This window comes from Kitasatospora sp. NPDC056731, assembly GCF_040687675.1.
Classification (GTDB): Bacteria; Actinomycetota; Actinomycetes; order Streptomycetales; family Streptomycetaceae; genus Kitasatospora.
Window position 1 is genome coordinate 1 of record NZ_JBFBNR010000069.1, and the last position, 20,397, is coordinate 20,397.

Here is a 20,397-nt window from a genome sequence, read left to right on the forward strand (position 1 = left end):
GATGCGGTAGCCGGGCTGGAGGATCTGCACGCAGGTGTCCTCGGTGACGTCCGAGGAGTAGCTGTGCATCAGGCCGCGGCGGACGCCCCCCGGCCCGTCGGCCCTGGGGGCGCCGCGCGCCGCGGCCCGCCCCCGGGGGTGGAAATACCGCCGAGGGAGAGAGAAAAGAGCGGGTGAGGATGGCGGGATGGGTGACGGTGGTGTGTGCGCTGCCGTCGTGCGGAGAGGTGTTCAGGCGGCCGGTCAGGGCCGGGCGACCCCGGCTGTACCACCGGGTGGCGTGCCAGAAACAGGCGCAGAGGCTGCGGGACGCGGCCAAGGGAGCGGCGCGCCGCCCCGCCCGGGCGGCCGGGGGCTGGGGGCAACTGGTGGCGGAGGACGTGCACGCGGGTGCCGGCCGGCTGCTGGAGGCGCAGGCGCGCCGGGCGCCGTTGACGGTGAGGCTGGCGTGCGCGCGGGCGCTGCGGGGTGACGCCGACCACTATGTGGCGGCCGTCGTCCGCGATGCACGGGCCGACGGGATGGAGTGGGGGGAGATCGGGTCGGCGCTGGGCGTCCAGCCGGACTCGGCCCGGCGCCGGTGGACCCTGCGGCGGGTGGAACAGCAGCTGAGCCGGCGTTCGAACCGGCAGGCCCCGCCCGCGCCGGGGACCGCTTCGGGCGCGGCACCGGCCGCGCCGGCACCGGCCTCGGCGGGGGAGCCGGAGCCGGATTCGGGACCCCGTGCGGGGCTGCTCGCCGCGGCGCTGACGGCGCTGCAGGAGCGCAGCAGGGTGAGCCCGCAGGCCGCCGCGGAGCTGGCCGGGTGCTCGCCGTCATACGTCTCGCGCATCCTCGCCGGGGACCGGGTGCCGACGTGGCCGGTCCTGCAGACGCTGGCGCGGGCCTTCGGCGGGGTGCCGGAGGAGCTGCGGCTGCTGTGGGAGGTGGCCCAGGGCGCCGAGCGCCCGGGGCGGGTGTCGGTGGCGGGTGCCGCCGACCAGATGCTGCGGGCGATCCGGGGCCTGCACCTGGCGGCCGGGCAGCCCGACGCCGAGGCCGTGTGCGCCCTCGCCCGGGGGGTGCCGGCGGAGCTGGTGCGATCGGTGCTGGCGGGCGAGACCGTGCCGGACTGGCCGATGGTCAGCCAGCTGGCCGCGGCGCTGGGCGGGCACCCGGGCGACCTGCGCCCGTACTGGGAACGCATGCACTACGCGGCGCTCGCGGCCGTCTACTCCGACGAGTTCGGACCGTCCGGGTGCTTCGCGCGCTCGGCGGCGCCGGAAGGGGGCGAGGACCGTGACGGGAGCTGAGGCGGTGGGCCTGGACGCGTTCGTCCAACGCCGCCGCGGCCTGTACCGGGGGTACGCGGTGGCCCGGCTGGGCCGCACGCCCGCGGCCGGCGAGGTCGTCGACCATGTCGTGGAGGCACTGGTGGCGTGCTGGCCTCGGCTGGTGTGCGAGCGCAGCCCTGCGGCCGGAGCGTGGGTGTTGGTGCGCGAGGCGGTGTCCCTGCACTGCCGGATGCCGTACGGCCAGGACGGCGAGGACGTGCTGCACCGCCTGCTGCCCGTCGCGGCGGCCGACGCCGCCGTCCTGCACTACCGGCTGGGGATGCGGCTGACCGAGGCCGCGGACCTGATGGGCGTCGAACCGGCGGCTGCGGCCGGGCTGGTGCTCGCCGCCGAGCGGGGGCTGCCGCGCGCCCTGGTCGGCGAACTCGCCTTCGGCCCCGGAAGGGCGTGACCGAAGGGGGCGGCTCCGGCGGGCGTGGAGTGAAAGGGGTGGCGCGGGATTTCGTACCTGCGCCACCCCTTCGCTCAGGTGCGCCATAACATCCGCCCGGAGTTCAGCCTTACGGGTTCCGAGACCCTTTAACAACCTGGCGCAGTGTCATGTAGCGCTCTAGCATGGGCACTTCGATCAAGGGGCCGAGCCAGGGGTGGTCGCGTTGGAACCGGATGCGGAAATCGTTTCTCCCGTCACCTACGATCCGGCCGTTCCGAGCGTGGCCCGCATGTACGACCTCCTGCTGGGCGGGCACGCGCACTTCCAGTCCGACCGTGACGGGGTGCGCGATCTGCTGAAGGTCGCACCGAGCAGCGTCGAGGTCGCGGCGATCAACCGGGCGTTCCTGGTGCGCACGGTGCAGACGCTGGTGCGTGACTACGGGGTACGGCAGTTCATCGACCACGGCTCGGGCCTGCCGACCCAGCGCAACGTGCACCAGATAGCTCAGGAGATCGACGACAGCTGCCGGGTCGTGTACATCGACAACGACCCGATGGTGATGCACACCGGCCGAACCCTGTTGGCCGGGAACCCGAACACGGCCGTCGTCCACGCCGACATGCGCGACACCGACGAGATCTTCTCCGGCAAGGCCGTGCAGGACCTGATCCTGCCCCGGGTGCCGACGGCGGCGCTGTTCGTCTCCGTGCTGCACTGCATCCCGGAGAAGGGATCCGTCCCGCCCGCGCGGCTCGTGCGCCAGGTCCGTGAGCGGCTGCCCGCCGACGCCCCCGCCTACATGGCCATCTCCCAGCTCGTCAGCCCCCATCTCGACGTCCGCCGGCGGATCACGGACCTGATGGCCGACCTCACCCAGCGCCATTGGGGGGAGGTCCGTACGGAAGAGGACGTGGTCGGCTACTTCGAAGGCATGGAGATCCTCGACCCCGGTGTGGTGGAGGTGTCGCAGTGGCGTCCCGACCCGGCCGCTGCCCGGACGGCGCAGACGAGCGACGAGTGGACGGAGTTCGGCGGCGTCGCCAGGGCTCACTGACCGGGGCGGCGCATCCTGCCCCGGTGGATCCCGATCGCCTCGTCGATGAGCGCCAGGCCGACCTCGTAGTCGGCGACGTGGAACAGAAGGGTGTTCAGCAGGTCCGCGTAACGCTCGACGTCCGGGTCCTTGCTCAGGTAGATGGCCCCGATGCCGGGGCCCTCGACGTAGACGACGTCGCTCGGGCCGCCGTACTCGAAGGCGAGGTGGGTAAAGGCCCCCGACGGCGGGGTCAGGTCCGCGGTGAACGGCAGGATCGCCACATGCACGTTCGGCCGCCGGCTGAGCTCCTTGAGGTGCTCCAACTGCCCGATCATGACCTCGGGGCCTCCGGTGTTGCGGTACAGCACGCTCTCGTCCAGCAGGGCCACGACCGTACGGTCGGCGTCGTCCAGCAGCCGGGTGCGGTCCATGCGCTGGCTCACCCGGCGCTCGATCTCCTCGGCGGGGGCCCGGGGCAGGCCGGCCTTGATCATCCGCCGCGCGTAGGCGCGCGTCTGCAGCGGCCCGGGCACCACGCCGCCCTCCCAGTACTGGATGCGGGCGGACTCGACCTCCAGCCCGATCATGCGCCTGAACCAGCCGGGTGTGATGTCGGCGTACTCGGCCGCGAACGGTCCCGCCACGACTCGCTCCAGAAGCACGTCGACGTGCGCGCGGACCTCGGGGCCGACGCCGTAGATCGTGATCAGGTCGTTGACGTCCCTCTTGGAGGGGGTGCTCTCCCCGCGCTCCATCCGGCTCAGCTTCGACGCCGACGCCCGGATCCGGGGAGCGACGTCCGACAGGCGCAGCCGCCGCTCCTCCCGCAGCGACCGCAGCACCGTGCCCAGGACCTTCGCCGCGCCCACCGGTCCGCTCCAGTGGAGCTTGCGTACCTCGTCGCCGTCCGGGTCGCTCGGCGTGGGACGGTCCGGGTGGGCGGGCATGCGGGACTCCTGAGGGCGCGGTTTCGGGAAAGCACTATCCCACGGCGCCCATCCCGCATACCCGCCGTTCTATAGATCCCACGGAATCGGGCCGATCAGCGGTGGAACACGTGATCGAAAGCCCTGTTCTCCATGGCCCAGGCGAAGGCCTCGGCCTCGCCGCGGTTGAAGACCAGGGCGGGCCCTTCCTTGTCGCGGGAGTTGCGGAAGGCGACGGCGCCGTCCGGCAGCGGTCCGACTTCGACGCAGTTCCCCACCTCGCGACTGCTCGGGCTCTTCACCCATTCCACGTCCAGCGAATCGGCGCGGACCCCGTTCTCCGGCATTTCGACAGTCATTCGATTCTTCCCCTTCCCATCGCACGGACATGCGGACGGCCGAGGCCGTTTGCAATCCCATTTGCAATTGCAAATGCCCGGCCCGGGAATGCTAGCGGCAGCCGATTCGAACGCGGTGTCCTCCAAACGGGTGTCGTTTTTCGGGCCTCGCCACACCACCCCCGGGGCGGTTGCGGCCCGTGACGGGCGGGAAACGTTGCGCAGACACCCGCCGCACCCCAGCACCGGAGGACACCCGTGATCGGGCCCCAGGACCACGCCCATCCGCGCTTCGACCGCGACCTGGCCCTGGGACTGGGAGTGCCCAGAGCAGCGGCGCGACGCCTGCCCGGCACCCCGGACGCCGCCACGGCGGCCCGCGACTTCGCCCGGGCGACCGTCACCCACTGGCGCACGCCCGTCACCGCACAGGAGCTCGACGAAGCCGTCGAGGACCTGCTGCACGGCTTCGACCTGCACGGCTTCGAGCGCGAAGAGGGATGGCTCAGCCTCGTCGAAGCCCCCGACGCCCTCCTGCTCGTCCTCACCCCGGCCCACTCCCCACCCGCCGAAGGAGCTGCCGACGCATTACGGGCCATGCCGGACGCCACCTCCACCGGCACGGCGGCCGAACACTGGACCAGGATCCCCTTCCCCGGCAGCCCCCGCACCCACAGCGCCCCGCCGCCGGGCTGCGGAGGTCGCAGCGGTAGCCGAACATCTTCGACAGGGGCACGAGGGCCCTCACGAAGTCCGAGTTGTTGACGGCATGGCCCTCGACGGCCTTGATGTCGAGCGGGGCGGGCAGGTGGCGCGCGACCGCGTCGAGCAGGGGCTGAACGCCCTGGCCTTTGAACGCGGTCCCGTAGAACCCGGTCGGGGGCCTTTTCTCGCTCGCTCCTGGGGGGGCGGGGGTTCGTGCGGTCGCTAGCGTTCGTCGGTGAGGTCGCGGACGAGGGTGCTGCTCACCTGGGGGAGCTCGCCGTACTCGGGGTCGTCGGCGGCGACGGGGAGTTGGTGGATCACGGCCGCGAGGCGGGGGGGCAGCTTCACGTCGAGGCCGTAGTGGCACCGGGCGAGGATGTCGGTGAGCACCTGGGTCGGCAGCAGGGCGTGAGGAGTGCTCAGGACGCGCTGTGGCGGGCGGGGTTTGGTGGCCAGCGCTTCGGCCTGTTGGCGCCAGACTTCCGCGTCCAGGAACTCCCCGAGGCTGCGGTGCAACAGGCTCAGGAACGATGCGGAGGTGTAGGAACCGCCGCCGGCCGCGAACTGCCACCAGAACTGGGCGCCGTCGCGATGGCCCGCGACGTACAGCAGCGCACCGAGGACGAGGGCGCCCTCGGGGTGGATCTGCGCGCCGTTGACGAGGAGGTCCAGGGAGGCCGCGGCGGACGGCATCGAGAGGACCAGGGACGCGGCGAGGTCGAGTTCGTGGGCCGCCTGCCTGTGCTCGGAGGACAGCGGACTCGGGGCGGTCAGCAGCCGATCCCAGGAGACGCCCGTACCCCCCGGCTGCGGCCGCGGGGCCCGGGTGGGCACGTGGATACCGGCCATGTTCGGGTGCAGGGCCCGGTCGTGTTCGGTGCTCACCGGCTCTCCCCGCGTCGGCCGCCGAGCGCCGCGGCCAGGCGGTCGAGAGCCTGGCTCGCGGTCGAACGGACGTTGGCCTCGGTTGTCCCCAGGCAGTCGGCGATCTGCTCGTCCGGCAGGTCGAGCAGGTACCGCAGCACGATCACGTCGTGCCGCCGTTCGGACAACCTCCGTATCGCGACGTACAGTTGCTCGTGGCTGCCCTCGGTCTCCATCAGGTGCTGCGCCCGCTCGGCGGCGATCCGCACCGCGTAGACCCACCCGGGGACGCTCGCCTGGGTGGGCAGCGGCTCGCCGTTCATCATCAGTTCCGCCAAGGCGGCGCCGATCTCCTCCTTGAGGATCGTCCAGGCGTGGAACGGCGGGATCTGCTCGCGCAGGATGCGCGGCCACTCCTTCCACACGCGGACCTTCGCGATCTCCACCGCTCTGTGCGCGGCGTCGTCGTCGCGAAGGCGTGCGCGGGCGAACCCGCTCCACGCCCCCTCGTGCGTGTCGCAGAACGCGTCGAACGTCAGGCGGTCCCGGCCTCCGACCACCCAGTCGCTCTCGGTCACGTCCCATTCCTCCCCTGCGGCACGCCTGTCGGCTGCCGTCCGGTGCGGGCCGCCGACCGTGGTGGAACCCCATGGCCGTACGGCGGTCACAGTGGGAACTCGCTTCCCTGGTAGGAACATTAAGGCGGATTGGATGCCGAGATGTTAAACCGCGGCAAGGTGTTTCGAGATCAGACACAAGGCGCGGCGGATGATGGAGATACCGTGCTCGAACATGGTCAGAGTGAGTCACTACATGCTCTGATTCGGTCGTCCTGCTGCACGGTCGCGTCGTCACCGGCAACGGCCCTTGATTGGCCGTTCGGGCGTGTGGGCATAGTGGAAGGGGCCGCGCCAGGGTTCGCCACCGCTCGCCACGGTGGCGCGGGCGCGGATCGGTCCTGTCCTGCGCAGGGCGAGTCGATGATGCATCAGGGGGAACGCATGACTCAGGGGGAACGCATGACGGACGGCACCGCCGGGACCGACGACGTAGAGGTCAACCTCGACATACACCTGGCGCACTCCGCGCGGATGTACGACTACTACCTCGGCGGCACGACGAACTTCCCCGCCGACCGTGAGGCCGCCGGCCGGGCCCTGGCGGTCTTCCCCTACGCCCGCTCCGCCGCGCGCGCCAACCGCGCCTTCATGCGCCGGTCGACGCACCTGCTCGCCGAGGCCGGCATCCGGCAGTTCCTCGACATCGGCACCGGGATCCCCACCTCGCCGAACCTGCACGAGGTCGCGCAGTCGGTCGCACCGGACGCCAAGGTCGTCTACGCCGACAACGACCCGATCGTGCTCCTCCACGCCAAGGCGCTTCTGCACGGCACCGAACAGGGCGTCACCGCCTACGTGCAGGCCGATGTGCGTGAGCCCGCAGACCTGTTGGACTCGGCCCGGGCGATCCTGGACTTCACCCAGCCGATAGCGCTCAGCATGAACGCCCTGCTGCACTTCGTGCCGTTCGAGGCCCAGCGGATCACCGAAGGACTCAAGGCACAACTGCCCAACGGTTCCGCGCTGGTGATCAGCCACTTCACGCAGGACTTCGCCGCCGAGGAGACCGCTCGGCTCATCCAGGTCTACACCGCCGCAGGAACCCCCGTCGCCGCCTGCACCCGCGACGAGTTCGCGCAGTTCTTCACCGGGTGGAACCTCATGGAGCCGGGCGTCGCCGCCACTCCGCGCTGGCACCCGGCGCCTGCGGACGACACCGAGCACATCACCGACGCAGCGGCCTCCTGCTACGGAGCCGTCGCCATCCGCCCCTGAGCTGTGCTCCCAGTCCGGCAGCTTCCAGTCTGGCAGCTTCGAAGCCCGGATGTTCAAGCCCGTACATCGGAATTCCGGGACCCGGGCGGCTCACCCGCGCCCGCCGATCGCGTCGACCGGCGCCGGCCGCAGGGCGGACCGGGTGGCCGTCGCGATCGAACCCCAGGAGAGCGCGACGGTGACCGCCACGATCGCGACGAGGCCGACGGGGGAGACGGACGGAACGGGTGACCTCGTCAGCCCGAGGCTGATGCCGACCAGCGGCGGGATCGTCGCCAACAGGCCGAACAGCAGCGCCGAGAAGACCACGATCCTGGCTTCGCCGTTCATCATCGCGCGGACCTGGGCCCGGTCGGCGCCGATGAGTTGCAGCATCGCGAACTCGCGCACCCGCGCCGCCGTCGCCATCACCAGGGTGTTCACCACGGCGATGGCGATGTAGCCCAACAGCACGGTCTGGAACAGCAGGTTGAGCGCCCAGTCCCCCGAACCGCCGCCCCCGGGCGCGCCCTTGAACGCCTCCTGGCCGCCCACCTGGACCGTCGGGTAGCGCCCGACGGCGCCGCGCAGCGCGTCGGCGAGCGCCTTCGGGTCGGTCCCGTCCGCGGATCTGACCAGCACGGCGGTGTCGACCCGCGCGGTGGTGTGCGCGACGACGAGGTCGTTGGGCAGGGTGACGTCCCCGAAGCCCAGGCCCCGCTCGTAGACCGCCACCACCCGCGGCCTGATCGCCGTGCCGTCACCGAGCCGCAGGTCGATCGTCCCACCGCGCCGCGCATGGACGGTGTCCGCGACGACCCGGCTCAACGCCACCGTCTCGCCGCGCAGTTCCGCGGTGTCGCCGTCGACCACCTGGAGGTCCATGGTCTCGGAGAGCCGTTCGGGCGCGACGCCCTGGGTGGCGAAGACCTTGGTCGCGGTGCTGTCCTCGGACGGGAACGTCAGCAGCACCTGCATCCGTGCCACCGGCGTCGCCACGGCGGCGCCGGGCACACCGCGCACGGCGTCCACGACCTCCGGGGACACCCCGGCGCCGGACGACGAGGTCAGCACGTGGTCGGCCCGCAGGCCGGCGTCGAGTTGGTCCCGCGACGCCGCGATCGTCGTGGAGGCGCCGAGCACCTGCACGGCGGCCAAGGTCACGCCCATGGCCAGCGGGGTGACGGCCGAACCGAGCCGCCGCGCATGGGCCCGCGCGTTGGCCTGGGCGAGGAAGCCGGGGGCCGTGGACTGCCGGTTCAGGCGCGAGCCGAACAGCACGACGGCGCCTCTGACCAGCAGCGGGCCGACACAGCCCAGCGCCACGACGAACAACAGGACCGCGCTCGCCGCGGTGTCGGCGGCAGAGTCGCCCGACACCGCCACCCTGCCCGAGGTCAGCAACAGCCCGAGCGGGATCAGCAGGAAGCCGACGGCCAACCGGACCCGGCCGATCCTCCCGGGTTCGACGGCGGCGTCCCCGAGCGCCTCGACCGGGCTGGTCCCGGACACCCGGCGCGCGACCAGCCAGCCGCCGAGCCGGGCGCTGGTCATGCACAGCACCAGCGAGGCGACGAAGGGCAGCCACCCCACGTCCATCCGGAAGTCCGCGGGCATCGCGCCCGCGAGGACGAACGCGCCGCGCATCACGAACGCGATGACGACGCCGGGGACCGCGCCGACCAGGGCGCCCGCCAACGACACCAGGGTCATCTCGGCGCCGATCATCCGGTGGATCTGCCGGGGCGTCGCGCCGATGGCGCGCAGCAGGGCCAGTTCGCGCCTGCGCTGCTGCACCGACAGCGCGAGGGTGCTCGCCACCACGAACACCACGATCAGCACCATGGTGCCGCCGAACGACGCCGACGTCTCGACCACCAGGCTGCGGGCGTCGCCCACGTCCAGGAACTCCACGTCGCCGCGCTCCGCGCCGGTGTGCGCCACCACGCCCGGCACGGCGGCCGTGATCCTGCCGGCCAGTTGCTCCGGGGTGACGTCGGGCCCCGCCCGCACACCGATCGCGTCCACCCGGTCCGGGCGGCCGGACAGCTCGGCCGCCCGGCCGTCGGTGAAGAACACCGCGGACTGGCGGCCCAACCCGCCCCCCGGCGGCGCGGCGACGCCCACCACGCGGTACGACGACGCGACCGAGCCGACCACGAGCCGCACCGTCGCGCCGGGCGACACGTGGGCGCGCGCGGCGAGGCCGGCGTCGAGTACGACCTCGTCGGGCCCGGCGGGCGCGCTGCCCGCACGCACCGCGAACGGCCCGAGCACCGCGGCGGACCAGCCGTGCCCGACCACGGGGAAGCCGTCCGGGCCGCCCACCGCGCGGCCGTCCGGGGCCAGCATGCCGAGCTCGACGTCGACATCGCCGACGGCGGACCGGACACCGGGCACGGCGGCGACGGCGGCGACCATGTCGGCGGGCAGCGTCACGCGCTCGCTGTAGCGGACCTCGGAACTCTCGTCCAGCCAGTACGACTGCTCCGCGCCGAGGACCACCGCCGCGCCCGAGTAGCGCTCGGGGGCCACCCCGGTGCTGAGCCCCGACAGCAGCAGGATCCCGCAGGCGGTGATCACCGCCGAGCCCGCGGCGATCGCGACGAAGGAGCCGACGAACCCGCCCTTGCGCCCCTTGATCGTGCTCCACGCCAGCGACAGGTCCCTGCGCTCCGGCACCACGAGGCGGACCAGCCCCCGGATGCGGCGGATCACCACGCGCCCAGGTGCGTCACGCGCGCCGCGACCTGCCCCGAGGCGGGCCGGCGCAGCCCGCCCGCGAGCCGCAGCGGCGGCGTGACGGTCTCCTCCACGGTCAGCGTGGTCAGCGTGGTCATCGGACTGCACACCCGGGGAAGGCACTTGCCGTACCCCGGCGGATCGACCAGTCGGCGGATGCGGCACGCCACGCAGGTTGAGACATGCTCGGGGAGCCTACCCGAGGCCCCGCCGCGCCCCATCGTCGTGGCCGAGGAGCGCACGGGGCCGGCCGCCTGAAAACCCCACGGACGAGATCGTGGCGCCGCATCAATCACTGACAAGATTTCAGCACGGCATCCTGCTGCTGGAGATGCCGCCGAACCGACCGTGGCTCGACGCACGCCAGGAGGCCGCATGGCACGGGTGAACCTGAGGGCTGCATTCATGAGCGGCCTTTCGTCCACCGTCACGGCTCAGCAGGTCTTCACCCAACCGGGTCGACGAAGTGGCCGCGTTCGCCCGGTCGGTCGACGAGCTCCACCGGATGCTGGACGAGGCCGAGGTCTCGCCGGTCGTGGACCGCGGGCAGGGACGCCGCAATGTGCTGACCTTCTACGGCGTGGGTGGGACGGTGAGCCCGCGATGTCGGCGGAGATCCGGGAACGCGTCATCTCTGGCGGCCAGGGGCTTCCCCTGTACCTGGACCTGTCGGTCTCCCACTGCGCCGCCCTGCTGGCACGCGGCGGGCAACGCTCCGTGGCGGACTTCGGCGGCTCGTTCACGGCCGTCGCGACCAGGTCGATTGGTCCGGGGACACGGCAGCCGTCGCCGACGCGGCGGGCCGGGCCCGGGAACTGCTCGACCTGGTGCCCAACCCCGTCGAACTGGTCAAGCTCCGGTCCGCCGAGGCGGTGGCCCACGCCATGGCCGACGACGTCGGCACTGCCCGGTCCGCAGCGGGAGACACCCGGTACCTTGCGGACGGGATCGCCTACCGGGGCGGCCACAACCTGGCGGACGTGGCCGATATCCTCCTCAGCGTGCTCGCCGGTGACCACGAAGGTGCTCGTCGCACACGATCCGAGCTCGATGCGCGCACCCGTACGTCCGGCGGCAACACCTACTGGGTTCCCATCGCGACCTCCTGGATCGACGGCTCCCTCGCCGCCGCGGAGCACCTGCCTGCCGTCGGCTGGGTGGACGGCCCCGTCGCGTCGTTGGGCCGCTGGGCAGCGGTGGTGACACGTCGATGACGCTCCCCGGCCCCCGCACCTCGGCCGAGTCGTCCGGAGAAAGCAGAGTTTGATGACTGACCTCGTAAGCGTCGGCCTTGTCGGCGTCGGCACCATCGCGCAGACCCATCTCGCGGTCCTGGCCGAACGGGACGATGTGCTGGTCGAGTTCACGGTCGATCCGAACCGGCCGGAACCGCCCTCGTTCCGTGGAACCACCCCGCGTCACTACGCCGGCCTGGACGACGCGCTCGCGGAGCACCGACCCGATCTGCTCGTGCTCGCCACTCCCACGCACACGCACGCGGAGCTGGCGGCCCAGGCTCTCCGGCTCTCCACGGCCAAGGTGCTGGTCGAGAAACCCCTCGTCCACGACCTCGCCTCGCTCGGGCGGCTTCGCGCGCTGGACGAAGCGGTCGACGTGCGGGGCCGGTTGTTCACCGCGCACCACTTCGCCTTCTCGCCGGAGGTCGGCTGGGCGGCGGAGCTGCTCGCCGAGCACCCCGAGTGGGGGCCCGTCACGGCCGTCACCTCCGCGTTCTACGACCCCTACGTCCTCAAGGGCGCCGGTGCCTACGAGTCCTACGGCTCCAGCTGGATGGACTCCGGGGTGAACCAGCTCAGCATGCTCACCCGCCTGGTCGACCTCACGGCGCTCACCTCCGCCCGGCAGCTGGACGGCGGCGCCAGCGCGTGGTGCACCGCCGAGTACCGGTCCCGGGGCGAGTCGGGCACCGCACGTCTGCGCAGCAGCTGGCTCACGGGCTCCAGCAGCAAGGAGAGCAGCCTGGTCCTCGGCCGGGCGGGTGTGGAGGTGTGGATCGACCACACCTCCATGACCGGCTTCGCAGCCCGGGACGGCGACCTGCTCGCCGCCTTCGGGACGGACGGTCGGACGGCCCGGAAGGTGGCCCATTACCGGCCGCTGTACGAGAGCCTGCTCTCCGACCGCCCCGACCCGGTCCTCGGGTTCGACGCGGCTGCGAGGATCACCGAGATCCATCACGCGGCGCCCGGCGCGGAGTAGTCCCCGGGGCGGGCGGGGCGCTGCGACGAGCACCCGCGGGCGCTACCAGGGGGTCAACTCGCCGGCCTGGTCGACGGCTGGCACCCCGACCTCGCCGGCCTGGTCCGTGAAGCGGACGTCGTCAACAGCTCGCCCCTGACCGTCCGTTACGCCAAGCCCGTGCCGCACTGGGGCGCCTGCCGGACTTTGCCCCCCGTGTGTCGGTGTCCTGAGCCCCGCCGATGCGCACCGGGTCCGCCACCTGCGGGGTGGGTCCGGTGCGCATCGGGATGGCCTGGTGTCAGCTGAAGGAGAGGTCGGCGGTCAGGGTCGAGTCGGCGATGGGCTGGCCGGTTCCGAGCAGGACGTCGACGCAGTTGTCCACGAGCGGCTGGGCGCTGGTGACGTCCACGAGCGCGGACAGCTTCTCCCCGGCCAGGCGGGTGGAGGAGGCGGTGACGGTGCCGGTGAGGCTCCCGGACCCGTCGACCTCGACGATGGCGATGTCGGTGACGGTGCTGGTCGCCTGCGTGCCGTCCTTCAGGTTCCAGGTGAAGGTCGCCGAGGAGCCCGGCGCGAGTACGGGCGGCGTCGCCGGGCTGCAGCTGATCGTGCCGAACTTGAGCGTCGCGGTGACGGTGCCGCCCGTCACGGCCGTCGGGCCGTCCAGCGAGTCCTTGCACCTGCTCGCCGTGCCGCCGATCGCCATGGTGGTGGCCTGCGGGTCGGCCGAGAGCGGCGGGCTGAAGGTGACGGCGGCCGTCAAGGCACAGTCCAGGCGCTCCGGGGCAGCCGGCGGGGCTGCATCGGCGGCCGGGGTCACGCCGGTGGACAGCGCGGCGAGGACGGCGGACACGGTCACAACGCTTCGGCGTACGGACACGTGGGTTCCCTTTCTTTCGTCGGACCGGAGGGGGGCGGCCCGCACGCGGGGCGAGGCGGGCCGAAGGGCGCCGAAGGGTGAGGTCGAAGGGCGACGCCGAAGGGTGACGGTGACACGGCGCGACGGATCCCGGCCGTCGCCATCCCGGGAACCCCGCCGATGGGCCTCGAATGGTCCAGAACCGGGGCCCGGCCTCGCGGGCCCGTGGGCGGCCGGCACGGAAGACCGCCCGGTCGGTCGTCTGGGCTTGCGGGACGGGGCATCGGCGGACACCGTGAGTACGCGATCAGTCGCGCGTGCCCCTGCTGAACGGCCCGGTCCCTCTCCCGCCAGGAGGCTTGTGATGTCCCCTCTCGTCCTTGTGCGCGGCCGCGTGGCGGCCATGGTGTGTGCGTCGGCCGTCGCTCTCGGCGCCCTGGCGGCGGTCTGCGCCCCGGCGTGGGCGGACAGCGGGCGGGCGGACACCATGACCGCCACGCGGCCGGCGGAGGCCCGGCGCGCCTTGATCAACTTCGGCACCGTGAAGTGGTTCAACGCCCAGAAGGGGTACGGCTTCATCGCGCCGGACGTCCCCGGCCCGGACCTCTTCGTCCACGTCTCGTCCATCGTCGGGCTCGGGTACCGGACCCTGGAGGAGGGCCAGCGGGTCGAGTTCCAGATCGAGCAGGGCCGCAAGGGCCCGCAGGCCGTCGACGTCGTCGGCCTCTGAGGGCGCGCGGGGCCCGTCAGGCCGCGTGGTCGAGGGCCGGCGCGGCCGCCGGCTGCGCCGTGGCCCCGGCGCTCTCGGCCTGCGCGCCCCAGCGGCGGGCCAGGACGGCGCAGACCATCAGTTGCAGCTGGTGGAAGAGCATCAGCGGCAGCACCATCAGCCCGGCCGCCGGGCCCGGGAAGAGGACGGCGGCCATCGGGACGCCGCTGGCCAGGCTCTTCTTGGAGCCGCAGAAGATGATCGCGACCAGGTCGCCCCGGCCGAACCCGAGCCGACGGCCGACCAGCAGCGTCGCGGTCAGGACCAGCGCCAGCAGCGCCGCCTCCGCCCCCAGTAGTGCCGCCAGTCGGGGCAGGGAGAGGGCGCCCCACACCCCGCCCACCACGGCGGCGCTGAAGGCGCTGTAGACGACCAGCAGGATCGAGCCGCGGTCGACCAGGCCGAGGACGGCGCGGTGGCGGGCCATCCAGGCGGCGATCCAGCGGCGCAGCACCTGGCCGGCGGCGAAGGGGAGGAGGAGTTGCTCGGCGATCTCCAGCATGGTGCCCGGCGAGACGCCGCCCTTGGTGTGCAGGAGCACGGCGGCGAGCAGCGGGGTCAGGACGATGCCGAAGAGGCTGGAGAAGGTCGCGCTGCAGACGGCCGCGGCCGTGTTGCCGCGGGCGATGGAGGTGAAGGCGATCGAGGACTGCACGGTGGAGGGCAGCAGGGTCAGGAACAGCAGGCCCTGGTAGAGCTGCGGCGACAGCACCGCCGGCACCAGCAGGTGGGCGGCCACCCCGAGCAGCGGGAAGAGGCCGAAGGTGACCGCGAGCACGGTGCCGTGCAGCCGCCACTGCTTGAGCCCCTCCCAGGCCTCGCGGGCGGAGAGCCGGGCGCCGTAGAGGAAGAACAGGACGGCGACGGCGCCGGTGGCGGCGTCGGAGAAGGCCGGTGCGGCGGCGCCGCGGGCGGGGAGCAGGGCGGCCACAGCCACGGTGCCCAGCAGGGCGGCGATGAACGGGTCGACCCGGAGGCGGGAGGGGCGCCGGGGCAGGTGGGAGCGGAGCGGACGGTTCGGGCGAGGCATGGTTCTCCGCGGTGGCGGTTCGGGTGGGATGGCCTCAGCCTGCCGCCCGCCGGGGTGATTGTGAATCCCGCTGGCGGCACTCACTGTCATCATGATCCGTGATATCAGCGGATAAAATGGCCAGGTGTTCGATCCGGTGCAGTTGAGGTCCTTCCTCGCGGTGGCCCAGACCGGCGGCTTCACCCGGGCCGCCCAGCGACTGGGGCTGCGGCAGTCGACGGTCAGCCAGCACGTGCGGCGGCTGGAGACGGCCGCCGACCGGCAGCTCTTCCTGCGCGACACCCACTCCGTGCAGCTCACCAGCGAGGGCGAGGCCATGCTCGGCTTCGCCCGGACGATCCTGGAGGCGCACGAGCAGGCGCTCGGCTACTTCGCGCAGACGCAGGTGCGCGGGCGGGTGCGGTTCGGCGCCTCGGAGGACTTCGTCCACACCGAGCTGCCGCAGATCCTGCGGAGCTTCCGGCGGAGCAACCCCCAGGTCGACCTCGAACTCACCGTCGGCCTCAGCGCCGTGCTCTACGAGCAACTGGCCGACGGACGGCTCGACCTGGTGCTCGGCAAACGCCCGCCCGGCGGTGGCTCACAGGGTCAACTGGTGTGGCAGGACAAGCTGGTGTGGATCGCGGCGGAGGACTTCCGGACGGACCCGGCCGAGCCGCTGCCGCTGATCGTCTACCCGCCGCCCAGCTTCACCCGGGTCCGCGCCCTGGAGGTCTGCGAGCGCGACGGGCGGCCCTGGCGGATCGCCTGCACCAGCACCAGCCTCTCCGGGGTCCGGGCCGCCGCGCTGGCCGGCCTCGGGGTGGTGCCGCACGCCCGCAGCCTGATCCCGTCGGGCCTGCGGGTGCTGCCCGACCAGCCGGGCCTGCCCAACCTCGGTACCACCGAGTTCGCCCTCACCACGGGGCGCACCACGGCGCGCGGCCCGGCCCGGGTGCTGGCCCAGGCGGTCCTCGCGGACGCGTTCCGCCTGCAACGCGCACCGGAGCGGGCGGAGCCGTGACGGGGGGCGACGGTCGGGGGTCGCCCCGGCGGTGGGTGAGCGCACGGCAGTGGCGGGGCGGCGGACCGGCGGGTTCCTTCCGTCGATGGTGACAGAGAGTCAAGGGCAGTGGCCGAAGCCGGACTTCGCTCCTGTTGGCCGTTGAACCCGACGGTTCTCCGGTCGCGTTACGAAGGCTGGAGCAGCCTGCTGACGCGGACAGGGAAAGGTCGGGAAAGATGCGATTTGGCGACATGCTGCACGGGCACCGGAAGCACCGGGGCCTGACCCAGCAGCAACTGGCCGATCTCGCCACGCTGAGTGTTCGCGCGGTGCGCAATCTGGAGCGGGGCGGGGCGCTGCGGCCCCGGCGGGAGACGGTGCGGCTGCTCGTGGACGTGCTGCGGCTGGACGCCGACCAGCGGGCGCAGTTCGAGTCGGCGGCGTTCCCCGAGGCGCCGGGCGGGGCGCCCCGTGATCGCGGCCCCGGCTTGCGGGTGCCCGGGGCGCGCGTTTGAGTGGGAAGGTACCGGCGGAATCGGGGGCGAGGAGGCGCCATGTCGCACCACAAGTCCAACAAGGACGTCGAAGGCGACCCGGACACCGGGCACGGGCGCGGTCTGCCCCGGCGGCCCGACGAGGAGGAGCTCGACGAGCGCACCGAGGAGGACCGCGAGGAGGTGGGCCTGCCCCCGGAGCCGGATCCGGAGGACACACCCTGAGGCGTGTCTGACACACCCCTAGGGTCGGGGCTCCTGCCGAGCCCGGTCGAACGCCGCGCTACGGGCCGGTGGGGTCGCCCGCCGCCCCGCCCCTGGCCGGCCGGGTGTGGACCTTGGCGACGCAGGCCGGGAGGGCGGCGGCGTGGTCGTGGTCCCGGGCCCGGTACGCGCTGGGGGTCTCGCCGACCAGCTGCGTGAACCGCGAGCTGAACGAGCCCAGCGAGGTGCAGCCGACCGCCATGCAGACCTCCGTCACGCTCAGGTCGCCGCGCCGCAGCAGTGCCTTGGCCCGCTCGATCCGGCGGGTCATGAGGTAGCCGTACGGGGTCTCGCCGAAGGCGGCGCGGAAGCTGCGGGAGAAGTGGCCCGGCGACATCAGCGCGGTGTGTGCCAGCGCCGACACGTCCAGTGGCTGGGCGTAGTCGCGGTCCATCCGGTCGCGGGCCCGCCGCAGCCGGACGAGGTCGGGTAGGGGGATTCGGGACACCTGGGGCACGTCTGCCACGCTACCCGCCCGGTCCGACAGGGTCGCGCGCTGGCGTGCTCCGGCCGATGCCCCGGGCCGCCTCGCCTCGCCCCACCCGCTCCCGCACCCCCGTCCCTGCGTTCTGGGCTGTCCCTGCGCCCCACCGTCTTGTTCGGACGAAATCGGGCTGAAGGTGCTGTTTTCGAGCATGGCGGCCGGTATCGGACGAACGGGTCCGGATTCGAACTGGTGGTGGAGTGAGTGTGCCGCTCTTGTCACGCGTGCACATGAAGTTTCGTCAATTCCCTTGCGGAGAGCTAAGATTGCCGATCTGCTGATGACTCCTGATCAGCCCGGGTGTGATAACCCGTCGATGATGAGAGCGGGACATTGGGAAGAACGAGGCAGCGAACGAGGTGCGTCGCGCAGGTCGCGGCGCTGACGGTGGGATTGTCCGCTGCGGCGCTGGTGACGGCGCCGGCGGCCTTTCCACAGCCCGGCGACGGGACGGTGACCGTCCGGGTGATCCGGGCGGTGGACACCAGTGGAGTGTGGACACCGGCCCTGGAGCCAGGGCTCGCGGGCGTGAAAGTGACGCTCACGGATGACGCCGGGCTGGCGATCGAGGGGGTGACGGCGGCCGACGGGACGGTCACCCTGGCCCCGGCGGCGGCCAAGCCGTCCGGGGGCAAGTACCGGGTGCAGGTGGTGAATCCGAAGCCCGGGGTGCTGTTCCCGGCGTTCGCCTCGCGGCAGGGGCTGGACGGCGCGCCGACCCAGCTGAGCAGCAACGAGGAGTTCGTCGACCTCTCGGGCGGCAAGAACGTGGCGTACACCACCGGGCTCTGGAACCCCGGTGACTACTGCCAGAAGAACGCCCCGCTGGTCACGGCCTGCCAGCCGATGGACCGTGAGGGCGGGGCCCAGCGCACGCTGGTCTCCTTCCCGTACAGCGCGCGCGGTCAGGACGGCGAGGGCGTGACCGCCACGAACCTCGCCACCAACGCCGATACCGGCACGCTGTACGGCATCGCCTGGAACAAGGCCGACCGGCGGTTGTTCTCCTCGGCGGTGGCCAAGCGCACCACCGACTACGGTCCGGGCGGTGCCGGGGCGATCTACGTCACCGACATCGCGCAGAAGAAGACGACGCTGTTCACCACCGTCCCGAACGCGGGCTCGACGGCCCACGGCGGCGGCGCCGACGACGCCTTCCTCGACACGCCGGGCAAGGAGAGCCTCGGCGGCATCAAGATCACCGACGACGGCAAGGACCTGTTCGTCGTCAACCTCAACGACCGCAAGCTCTACCGCTACAACGCCACCGTGGCGGCCGCCGGAAGCCCGACGGCCTCCTACCCGATCCCCGACCCGGGCTGCCCGGCGGCGGGGGACTGGCGTCCGTTCGGCCTCGGCCTCCAGGACGGCACCGGCTACCTCGGCGGAGTGTGCTCCGGCGAGTCCACCGGCAAGCTCACCGACCTGCGCGCGGTGGTCCTGCCCTTCGACCTCGCCACCGGCGTGTTCGCCAAGCCGGTGCTGGACCAGCCGCTGGACTACCCGCGCCAGTCCACCGTCGGCTCGGGCCCGTGCGACGGTGCGAGCTGGTTCCCGTGGACGAGCACCTACCCGACCACGCAGAACGGCCGCCCGTGCGGCAACTACACCATCGCCCAACCCGAACCCGAGCTGGGCGAGATCACGTTCGAGACCGACGGCTCGATGCTGCTGGCCTTCCGCGACCGCTTCGGCGACCGCGCGCCGGGAGCCCCGGCGCCGAGCTCCGTCGCCGTCGTCATGTCCGGCGGTGACCTGAACAAGGCCTGCCGGGCGAACGGCACGTACGTGATGGACACCAACAACGGCTGCGGGCTCGCTCCCCGGGGCACCCGGTTCTTCGACACGACCTGGGGCGGCCACCGCAACACGGCGTTCGCCGGCATGGCGCTCTCCAAGGTCGAGAGCACCGTCGCCGTCTCCGCCTTCGACCCCAACCACACCGCCCTCGGCTACGGCACGTCGTTCCTCCAGCGGGCGAACGGCCAGCAGGACCCGCAGTTCGGCTTCCGGCTCAACCCGGCCGGGACCATCGCGCCGTTCGGCAAGGGCGCCTCGATGGGCGACCTGGAGGTGCTCTGCGACCAGGCGCCGCTGCAGATCGGCAACCGGGTCTGGTACGACCCCGAGCGCAAGGGCATCCAGAACCCGGGGCAGCGCCCCGTCGAGGGCGCGACCGTCCACCTCTACGACGAGTCGGGCAAGCTGGTCGGCACGACGAAGACGACGAAGCGCGGAGAGTACTACTTCGACGACTCGAACGTCACCGGAGGCCTCAAGCCGAGGACCAAGTACACGATCCGGCTCGACAACCCGGCGGACTACGCCAAGGGCGGGCCGCTCTACCAGTGGGTGCCCACCGACGCGGACGTCGGCGACAACCACTTCATCGATTCCAAGGGCCTGGTGCCGCCCGGCGCGAAGTTCCCCGAACGGGCGCTGAGCACCGGCGGGCCGGGCGAGAACGACCACACCTTCGACTTCGGGTTCCGGCAGCAGGAGGGCGCGCTGCGCCTGGTCAAGCACGACCAGGACGGCAAGCCGCTGGCGGGGGCGAAGTTCCAGCTGTGGCACGACACCAACGGCACCGACGGGTTGCAGACCGGCGGTGACAAGCCCGACACGGCGGTGGGCGGGCCCTGCACGACCGGCGCCGACGGCCTCTGCCAGGGTGCCGGGGTGCCGGGGACGTACTACTGGCAGGAGCTCAGCCCGCCCGACGGCTACGCGGCCCCGGACACCACCGTGTTCGGCCCGCTGGCGCTGACCTCCGACAACCTCGCGGACGGTGTCTCGGTGACGGCGGTCAACAAGCTGCTGCCCACCCCGACGCCGACCCCGACGCCGACCAACTCGTCGAGCCCGTCGAGCCCGTCGAGCCCGTCGAGTTCGCCGAGCGCGCCGGAGCCGACCACGCCGCCGGGGCCGACGGAGTCGCCGAGCCCGTCGACGGTGAACCCGCTGCCCCCGCCCGGGGGACAGCTGCCCAGCACCGGGGCCAACGCCCTGGTGCCGCTGGGGATCGTCGGCGGCGCGGTGCTGGTGGCGTCCGGCGGTGCGCTGGTCCTGGTCGCCCGTAGGCGCAGGGCACGGCACCAGTAGGAAGCGGTGAGGAGGGGCGGGCCCGTGGCGAGATTCATGCCACGGGCCCGCCCGCCGCTCGTTCACACGACGG

21 protein-coding genes and 1 pseudogene are annotated in these 20,397 nt (G+C 72.5%); 12 read left to right on the forward strand and 10 right to left on the reverse strand.

Annotation, left to right across the window (positions count from 1 at the left end):
* Nucleotides 1–72: pseudogene (locus AB0R04_RS36715) on the reverse strand (nucleotide exchange factor GrpE); the annotation flags it as partial.
* A 203-nt stretch (nucleotides 73–275) separates the two neighbouring features.
* On the opposite strand from AB0R04_RS36715, the gene AB0R04_RS36720 reads away from it, so the two are divergent.
* The 3 genes from AB0R04_RS36720 to AB0R04_RS36730 all read left to right on the forward strand — a co-directional run bounded on the left by AB0R04_RS36720 (nucleotide 276) and on the right by AB0R04_RS36730 (nucleotide 2,764).
* The gene (locus AB0R04_RS36720; RefSeq protein ID WP_363378238.1) at nucleotides 276–1,292 is read left to right on the forward strand and encodes a helix-turn-helix transcriptional regulator; all 1,017 of its coding nucleotides are present in this window, start codon (nucleotides 276–278) and stop codon (nucleotides 1,290–1,292) included.
* Nucleotides 1,279–1,725: a hypothetical protein gene (locus AB0R04_RS36725; protein WP_159398358.1), complete on the forward strand. Its 447-nt coding sequence runs from the start codon at nucleotides 1,279–1,281 to the stop codon at nucleotides 1,723–1,725. The genes AB0R04_RS36720 and AB0R04_RS36725 overlap by 14 nt, the downstream gene beginning before the upstream one ends.
* Before the next feature lie 196 nt (nucleotides 1,726–1,921).
* On the forward strand, nucleotides 1,922–2,764 hold the full coding sequence (locus tag AB0R04_RS36730) for an SAM-dependent methyltransferase (protein WP_363378240.1): 843 nt from the start codon (nucleotides 1,922–1,924) through the stop codon (nucleotides 2,762–2,764).
* Here AB0R04_RS36730 and AB0R04_RS36735 read toward each other — a convergent pair.
* Together AB0R04_RS36735 and AB0R04_RS36740 are read right to left on the reverse strand one after the other, a co-directional pair.
* Nucleotides 2,758–3,693, reverse strand: coding sequence for a helix-turn-helix transcriptional regulator (locus AB0R04_RS36735; protein WP_363378242.1), 936 nt, complete (start codon nucleotides 3,691–3,693; stop codon nucleotides 2,758–2,760). The two genes, AB0R04_RS36730 and AB0R04_RS36735, sit on opposite strands and share 7 nt — an antisense overlap.
* A 95-nt stretch (nucleotides 3,694–3,788) precedes the next feature.
* Nucleotides 3,789–4,019, reverse strand: a complete 231-nt coding sequence (locus AB0R04_RS36740) for a DUF397 domain-containing protein (RefSeq protein WP_363378280.1) — start codon at nucleotides 4,017–4,019, stop codon at nucleotides 3,789–3,791.
* Nucleotides 4,020–4,268: 249 nt separating this feature from the next.
* On the opposite strand from AB0R04_RS36740, the gene AB0R04_RS36745 reads away from it, so the two are divergent.
* The gene (locus AB0R04_RS36745) at nucleotides 4,269–4,775 is read left to right on the forward strand and encodes a hypothetical protein (protein WP_363378244.1); all 507 of its coding nucleotides are present in this window, start codon (nucleotides 4,269–4,271) and stop codon (nucleotides 4,773–4,775) included.
* Nucleotides 4,776–4,937: 162 nt separating this feature from the next.
* On the opposite strand, the gene AB0R04_RS36750 is transcribed toward AB0R04_RS36745, so the two are convergent.
* Nucleotides 4,938–5,600 (reverse strand): hypothetical protein, encoded by a 663-nt coding sequence (locus tag AB0R04_RS36750; RefSeq protein WP_363378246.1) that lies wholly within the window; start codon nucleotides 5,598–5,600, stop codon nucleotides 4,938–4,940.
* Nucleotides 5,597–6,157, reverse strand: a complete 561-nt coding sequence (locus AB0R04_RS36755; RefSeq protein WP_063346610.1) for a sigma factor-like helix-turn-helix DNA-binding protein — start codon at nucleotides 6,155–6,157, stop codon at nucleotides 5,597–5,599. The genes AB0R04_RS36750 and AB0R04_RS36755 overlap by 4 nt, the downstream gene beginning before the upstream one ends.
* Nucleotides 6,158–6,598: 441 nt before the next feature.
* On the opposite strand from AB0R04_RS36755, the gene AB0R04_RS36760 reads away from it, so the two are divergent.
* Nucleotides 6,599–7,414 carry an SAM-dependent methyltransferase gene (locus tag AB0R04_RS36760; RefSeq protein WP_063346609.1) on the forward strand — a complete coding sequence of 272 codons (816 nt, stop codon included), beginning with the start codon at nucleotides 6,599–6,601 and terminating at the stop codon, nucleotides 7,412–7,414.
* Nucleotides 7,415–7,504: 90 nt separating this feature from the next.
* Here AB0R04_RS36760 and AB0R04_RS36765 read toward each other — a convergent pair whose 3' ends face one another.
* Together AB0R04_RS36765 and AB0R04_RS36770 are read right to left on the reverse strand one after the other, a co-directional pair.
* Entirely contained in the window at nucleotides 7,505–10,114 is a 2,610-nt protein-coding gene (locus AB0R04_RS36765; protein ID WP_363378249.1) for an FtsX-like permease family protein, read from the reverse strand.
* Nucleotides 10,108–10,233, reverse strand: a complete 126-nt coding sequence (locus AB0R04_RS36770; protein ID WP_363378251.1) for a hypothetical protein — start codon at nucleotides 10,231–10,233, stop codon at nucleotides 10,108–10,110. The genes AB0R04_RS36765 and AB0R04_RS36770 overlap by 7 nt, the downstream gene beginning before the upstream one ends.
* Nucleotides 10,234–10,962: 729 nt before the next feature.
* On the opposite strand from AB0R04_RS36770, the gene AB0R04_RS36775 reads away from it, so the two are divergent.
* A complete protein-coding gene (locus AB0R04_RS36775; RefSeq protein WP_363378253.1) occupies nucleotides 10,963–11,349 on the forward strand; it encodes a hypothetical protein in 387 nt (128 codons plus the stop codon).
* A gap of 52 nt (nucleotides 11,350–11,401) precedes the next feature.
* Complete coding sequence (locus AB0R04_RS36780; RefSeq protein ID WP_363378255.1) at nucleotides 11,402–12,355, forward strand: Gfo/Idh/MocA family oxidoreductase; 954 nt, start codon at nucleotides 11,402–11,404, stop codon at nucleotides 12,353–12,355.
* Between the two features lie 280 nt (nucleotides 12,356–12,635).
* On the opposite strand, the gene AB0R04_RS36785 is transcribed toward AB0R04_RS36780, so the two are convergent.
* A complete protein-coding gene (locus AB0R04_RS36785) occupies nucleotides 12,636–13,190 on the reverse strand; it encodes a hypothetical protein (RefSeq protein ID WP_363378257.1) in 555 nt (184 codons plus the stop codon).
* Between the two features lie 532 nt (nucleotides 13,191–13,722).
* Between AB0R04_RS36785 and AB0R04_RS36790 the strand changes: the two genes are divergently transcribed.
* Nucleotides 13,723–13,926 (forward strand): cold-shock protein, encoded by a 204-nt coding sequence (locus AB0R04_RS36790; RefSeq protein WP_363378282.1) that lies wholly within the window; start codon nucleotides 13,723–13,725, stop codon nucleotides 13,924–13,926.
* Between the two features lie 16 nt (nucleotides 13,927–13,942).
* Here AB0R04_RS36790 and AB0R04_RS36795 read toward each other — a convergent pair whose 3' ends face one another.
* Complete coding sequence (locus AB0R04_RS36795; protein ID WP_363378259.1) at nucleotides 13,943–14,995, reverse strand: bile acid:sodium symporter family protein; 1,053 nt, start codon at nucleotides 14,993–14,995, stop codon at nucleotides 13,943–13,945.
* Nucleotides 14,996–15,119: 124 nt separating this feature from the next.
* On the opposite strand from AB0R04_RS36795, the gene AB0R04_RS36800 reads away from it, so the two are divergent.
* The 3 genes from AB0R04_RS36800 to AB0R04_RS36810 all read left to right on the forward strand — a co-directional run bounded on the left by AB0R04_RS36800 (nucleotide 15,120) and on the right by AB0R04_RS36810 (nucleotide 16,699).
* The gene (locus AB0R04_RS36800) at nucleotides 15,120–15,998 is read left to right on the forward strand and encodes a LysR substrate-binding domain-containing protein (RefSeq protein ID WP_063346601.1); all 879 of its coding nucleotides are present in this window, start codon (nucleotides 15,120–15,122) and stop codon (nucleotides 15,996–15,998) included.
* Between the two features lie 218 nt (nucleotides 15,999–16,216).
* Nucleotides 16,217–16,495 carry a helix-turn-helix transcriptional regulator gene (locus AB0R04_RS36805; RefSeq protein WP_079136201.1) on the forward strand — a complete coding sequence of 93 codons (279 nt, stop codon included), beginning with the start codon at nucleotides 16,217–16,219 and terminating at the stop codon, nucleotides 16,493–16,495.
* Nucleotides 16,496–16,534: 39 nt separating this feature from the next.
* Nucleotides 16,535–16,699, forward strand: a complete 165-nt coding sequence (locus AB0R04_RS36810; protein WP_167745848.1) for a hypothetical protein — start codon at nucleotides 16,535–16,537, stop codon at nucleotides 16,697–16,699.
* Between the two features lie 58 nt (nucleotides 16,700–16,757).
* On the opposite strand, the gene AB0R04_RS36815 is transcribed toward AB0R04_RS36810, so the two are convergent.
* Complete coding sequence (locus AB0R04_RS36815) at nucleotides 16,758–17,132, reverse strand: helix-turn-helix transcriptional regulator (protein ID WP_363378284.1); 375 nt, start codon at nucleotides 17,130–17,132, stop codon at nucleotides 16,758–16,760.
* A 477-nt stretch (nucleotides 17,133–17,609) separates the two neighbouring features.
* On the opposite strand from AB0R04_RS36815, the gene AB0R04_RS36820 reads away from it, so the two are divergent.
* Entirely contained in the window at nucleotides 17,610–20,324 is a 2,715-nt protein-coding gene (locus AB0R04_RS36820; RefSeq protein ID WP_363378262.1) for an SdrD B-like domain-containing protein, read from the forward strand.
* Nucleotides 20,325–20,397: the final 73 nt, after the last annotated feature.

Coding starts and splice junctions, on each gene's coding strand:
- AB0R04_RS36780 (WP_363378255.1), top strand. CDS start 11,402: ATGACTGACCTCGTAAGCGTCGGCCTTGTCGGCGTCGGCACCATCGCG.
- AB0R04_RS36815 (WP_363378284.1), bottom strand. CDS start 17,132: ATGGACCGCGACTACGCCCAGCCACTGGACGTGTCGGCGCTGGCACAC.
- AB0R04_RS36795 (WP_363378259.1), bottom strand. CDS start 14,995: ATGCCTCGCCCGAACCGTCCGCTCCGCTCCCACCTGCCCCGGCGCCCC.
- AB0R04_RS36770 (WP_363378251.1), bottom strand. CDS start 10,233: ATGACCACGCTGACCACGCTGACCGTGGAGGAGACCGTCACGCCGCCG.
- AB0R04_RS36810 (WP_167745848.1), top strand. CDS start 16,535: ATGTCGCACCACAAGTCCAACAAGGACGTCGAAGGCGACCCGGACACC.
- AB0R04_RS36740 (WP_363378280.1), bottom strand. CDS start 4,019: ATGCCGGAGAACGGGGTCCGCGCCGATTCGCTGGACGTGGAATGGGTG.
- AB0R04_RS36805 (WP_079136201.1), top strand. CDS start 16,217: ATGCGATTTGGCGACATGCTGCACGGGCACCGGAAGCACCGGGGCCTG.
- AB0R04_RS36735 (WP_363378242.1), bottom strand. CDS start 3,693: ATGCCCGCCCACCCGGACCGTCCCACGCCGAGCGACCCGGACGGCGAC.
- AB0R04_RS36760 (WP_063346609.1), top strand. CDS start 6,599: ATGACGGACGGCACCGCCGGGACCGACGACGTAGAGGTCAACCTCGAC.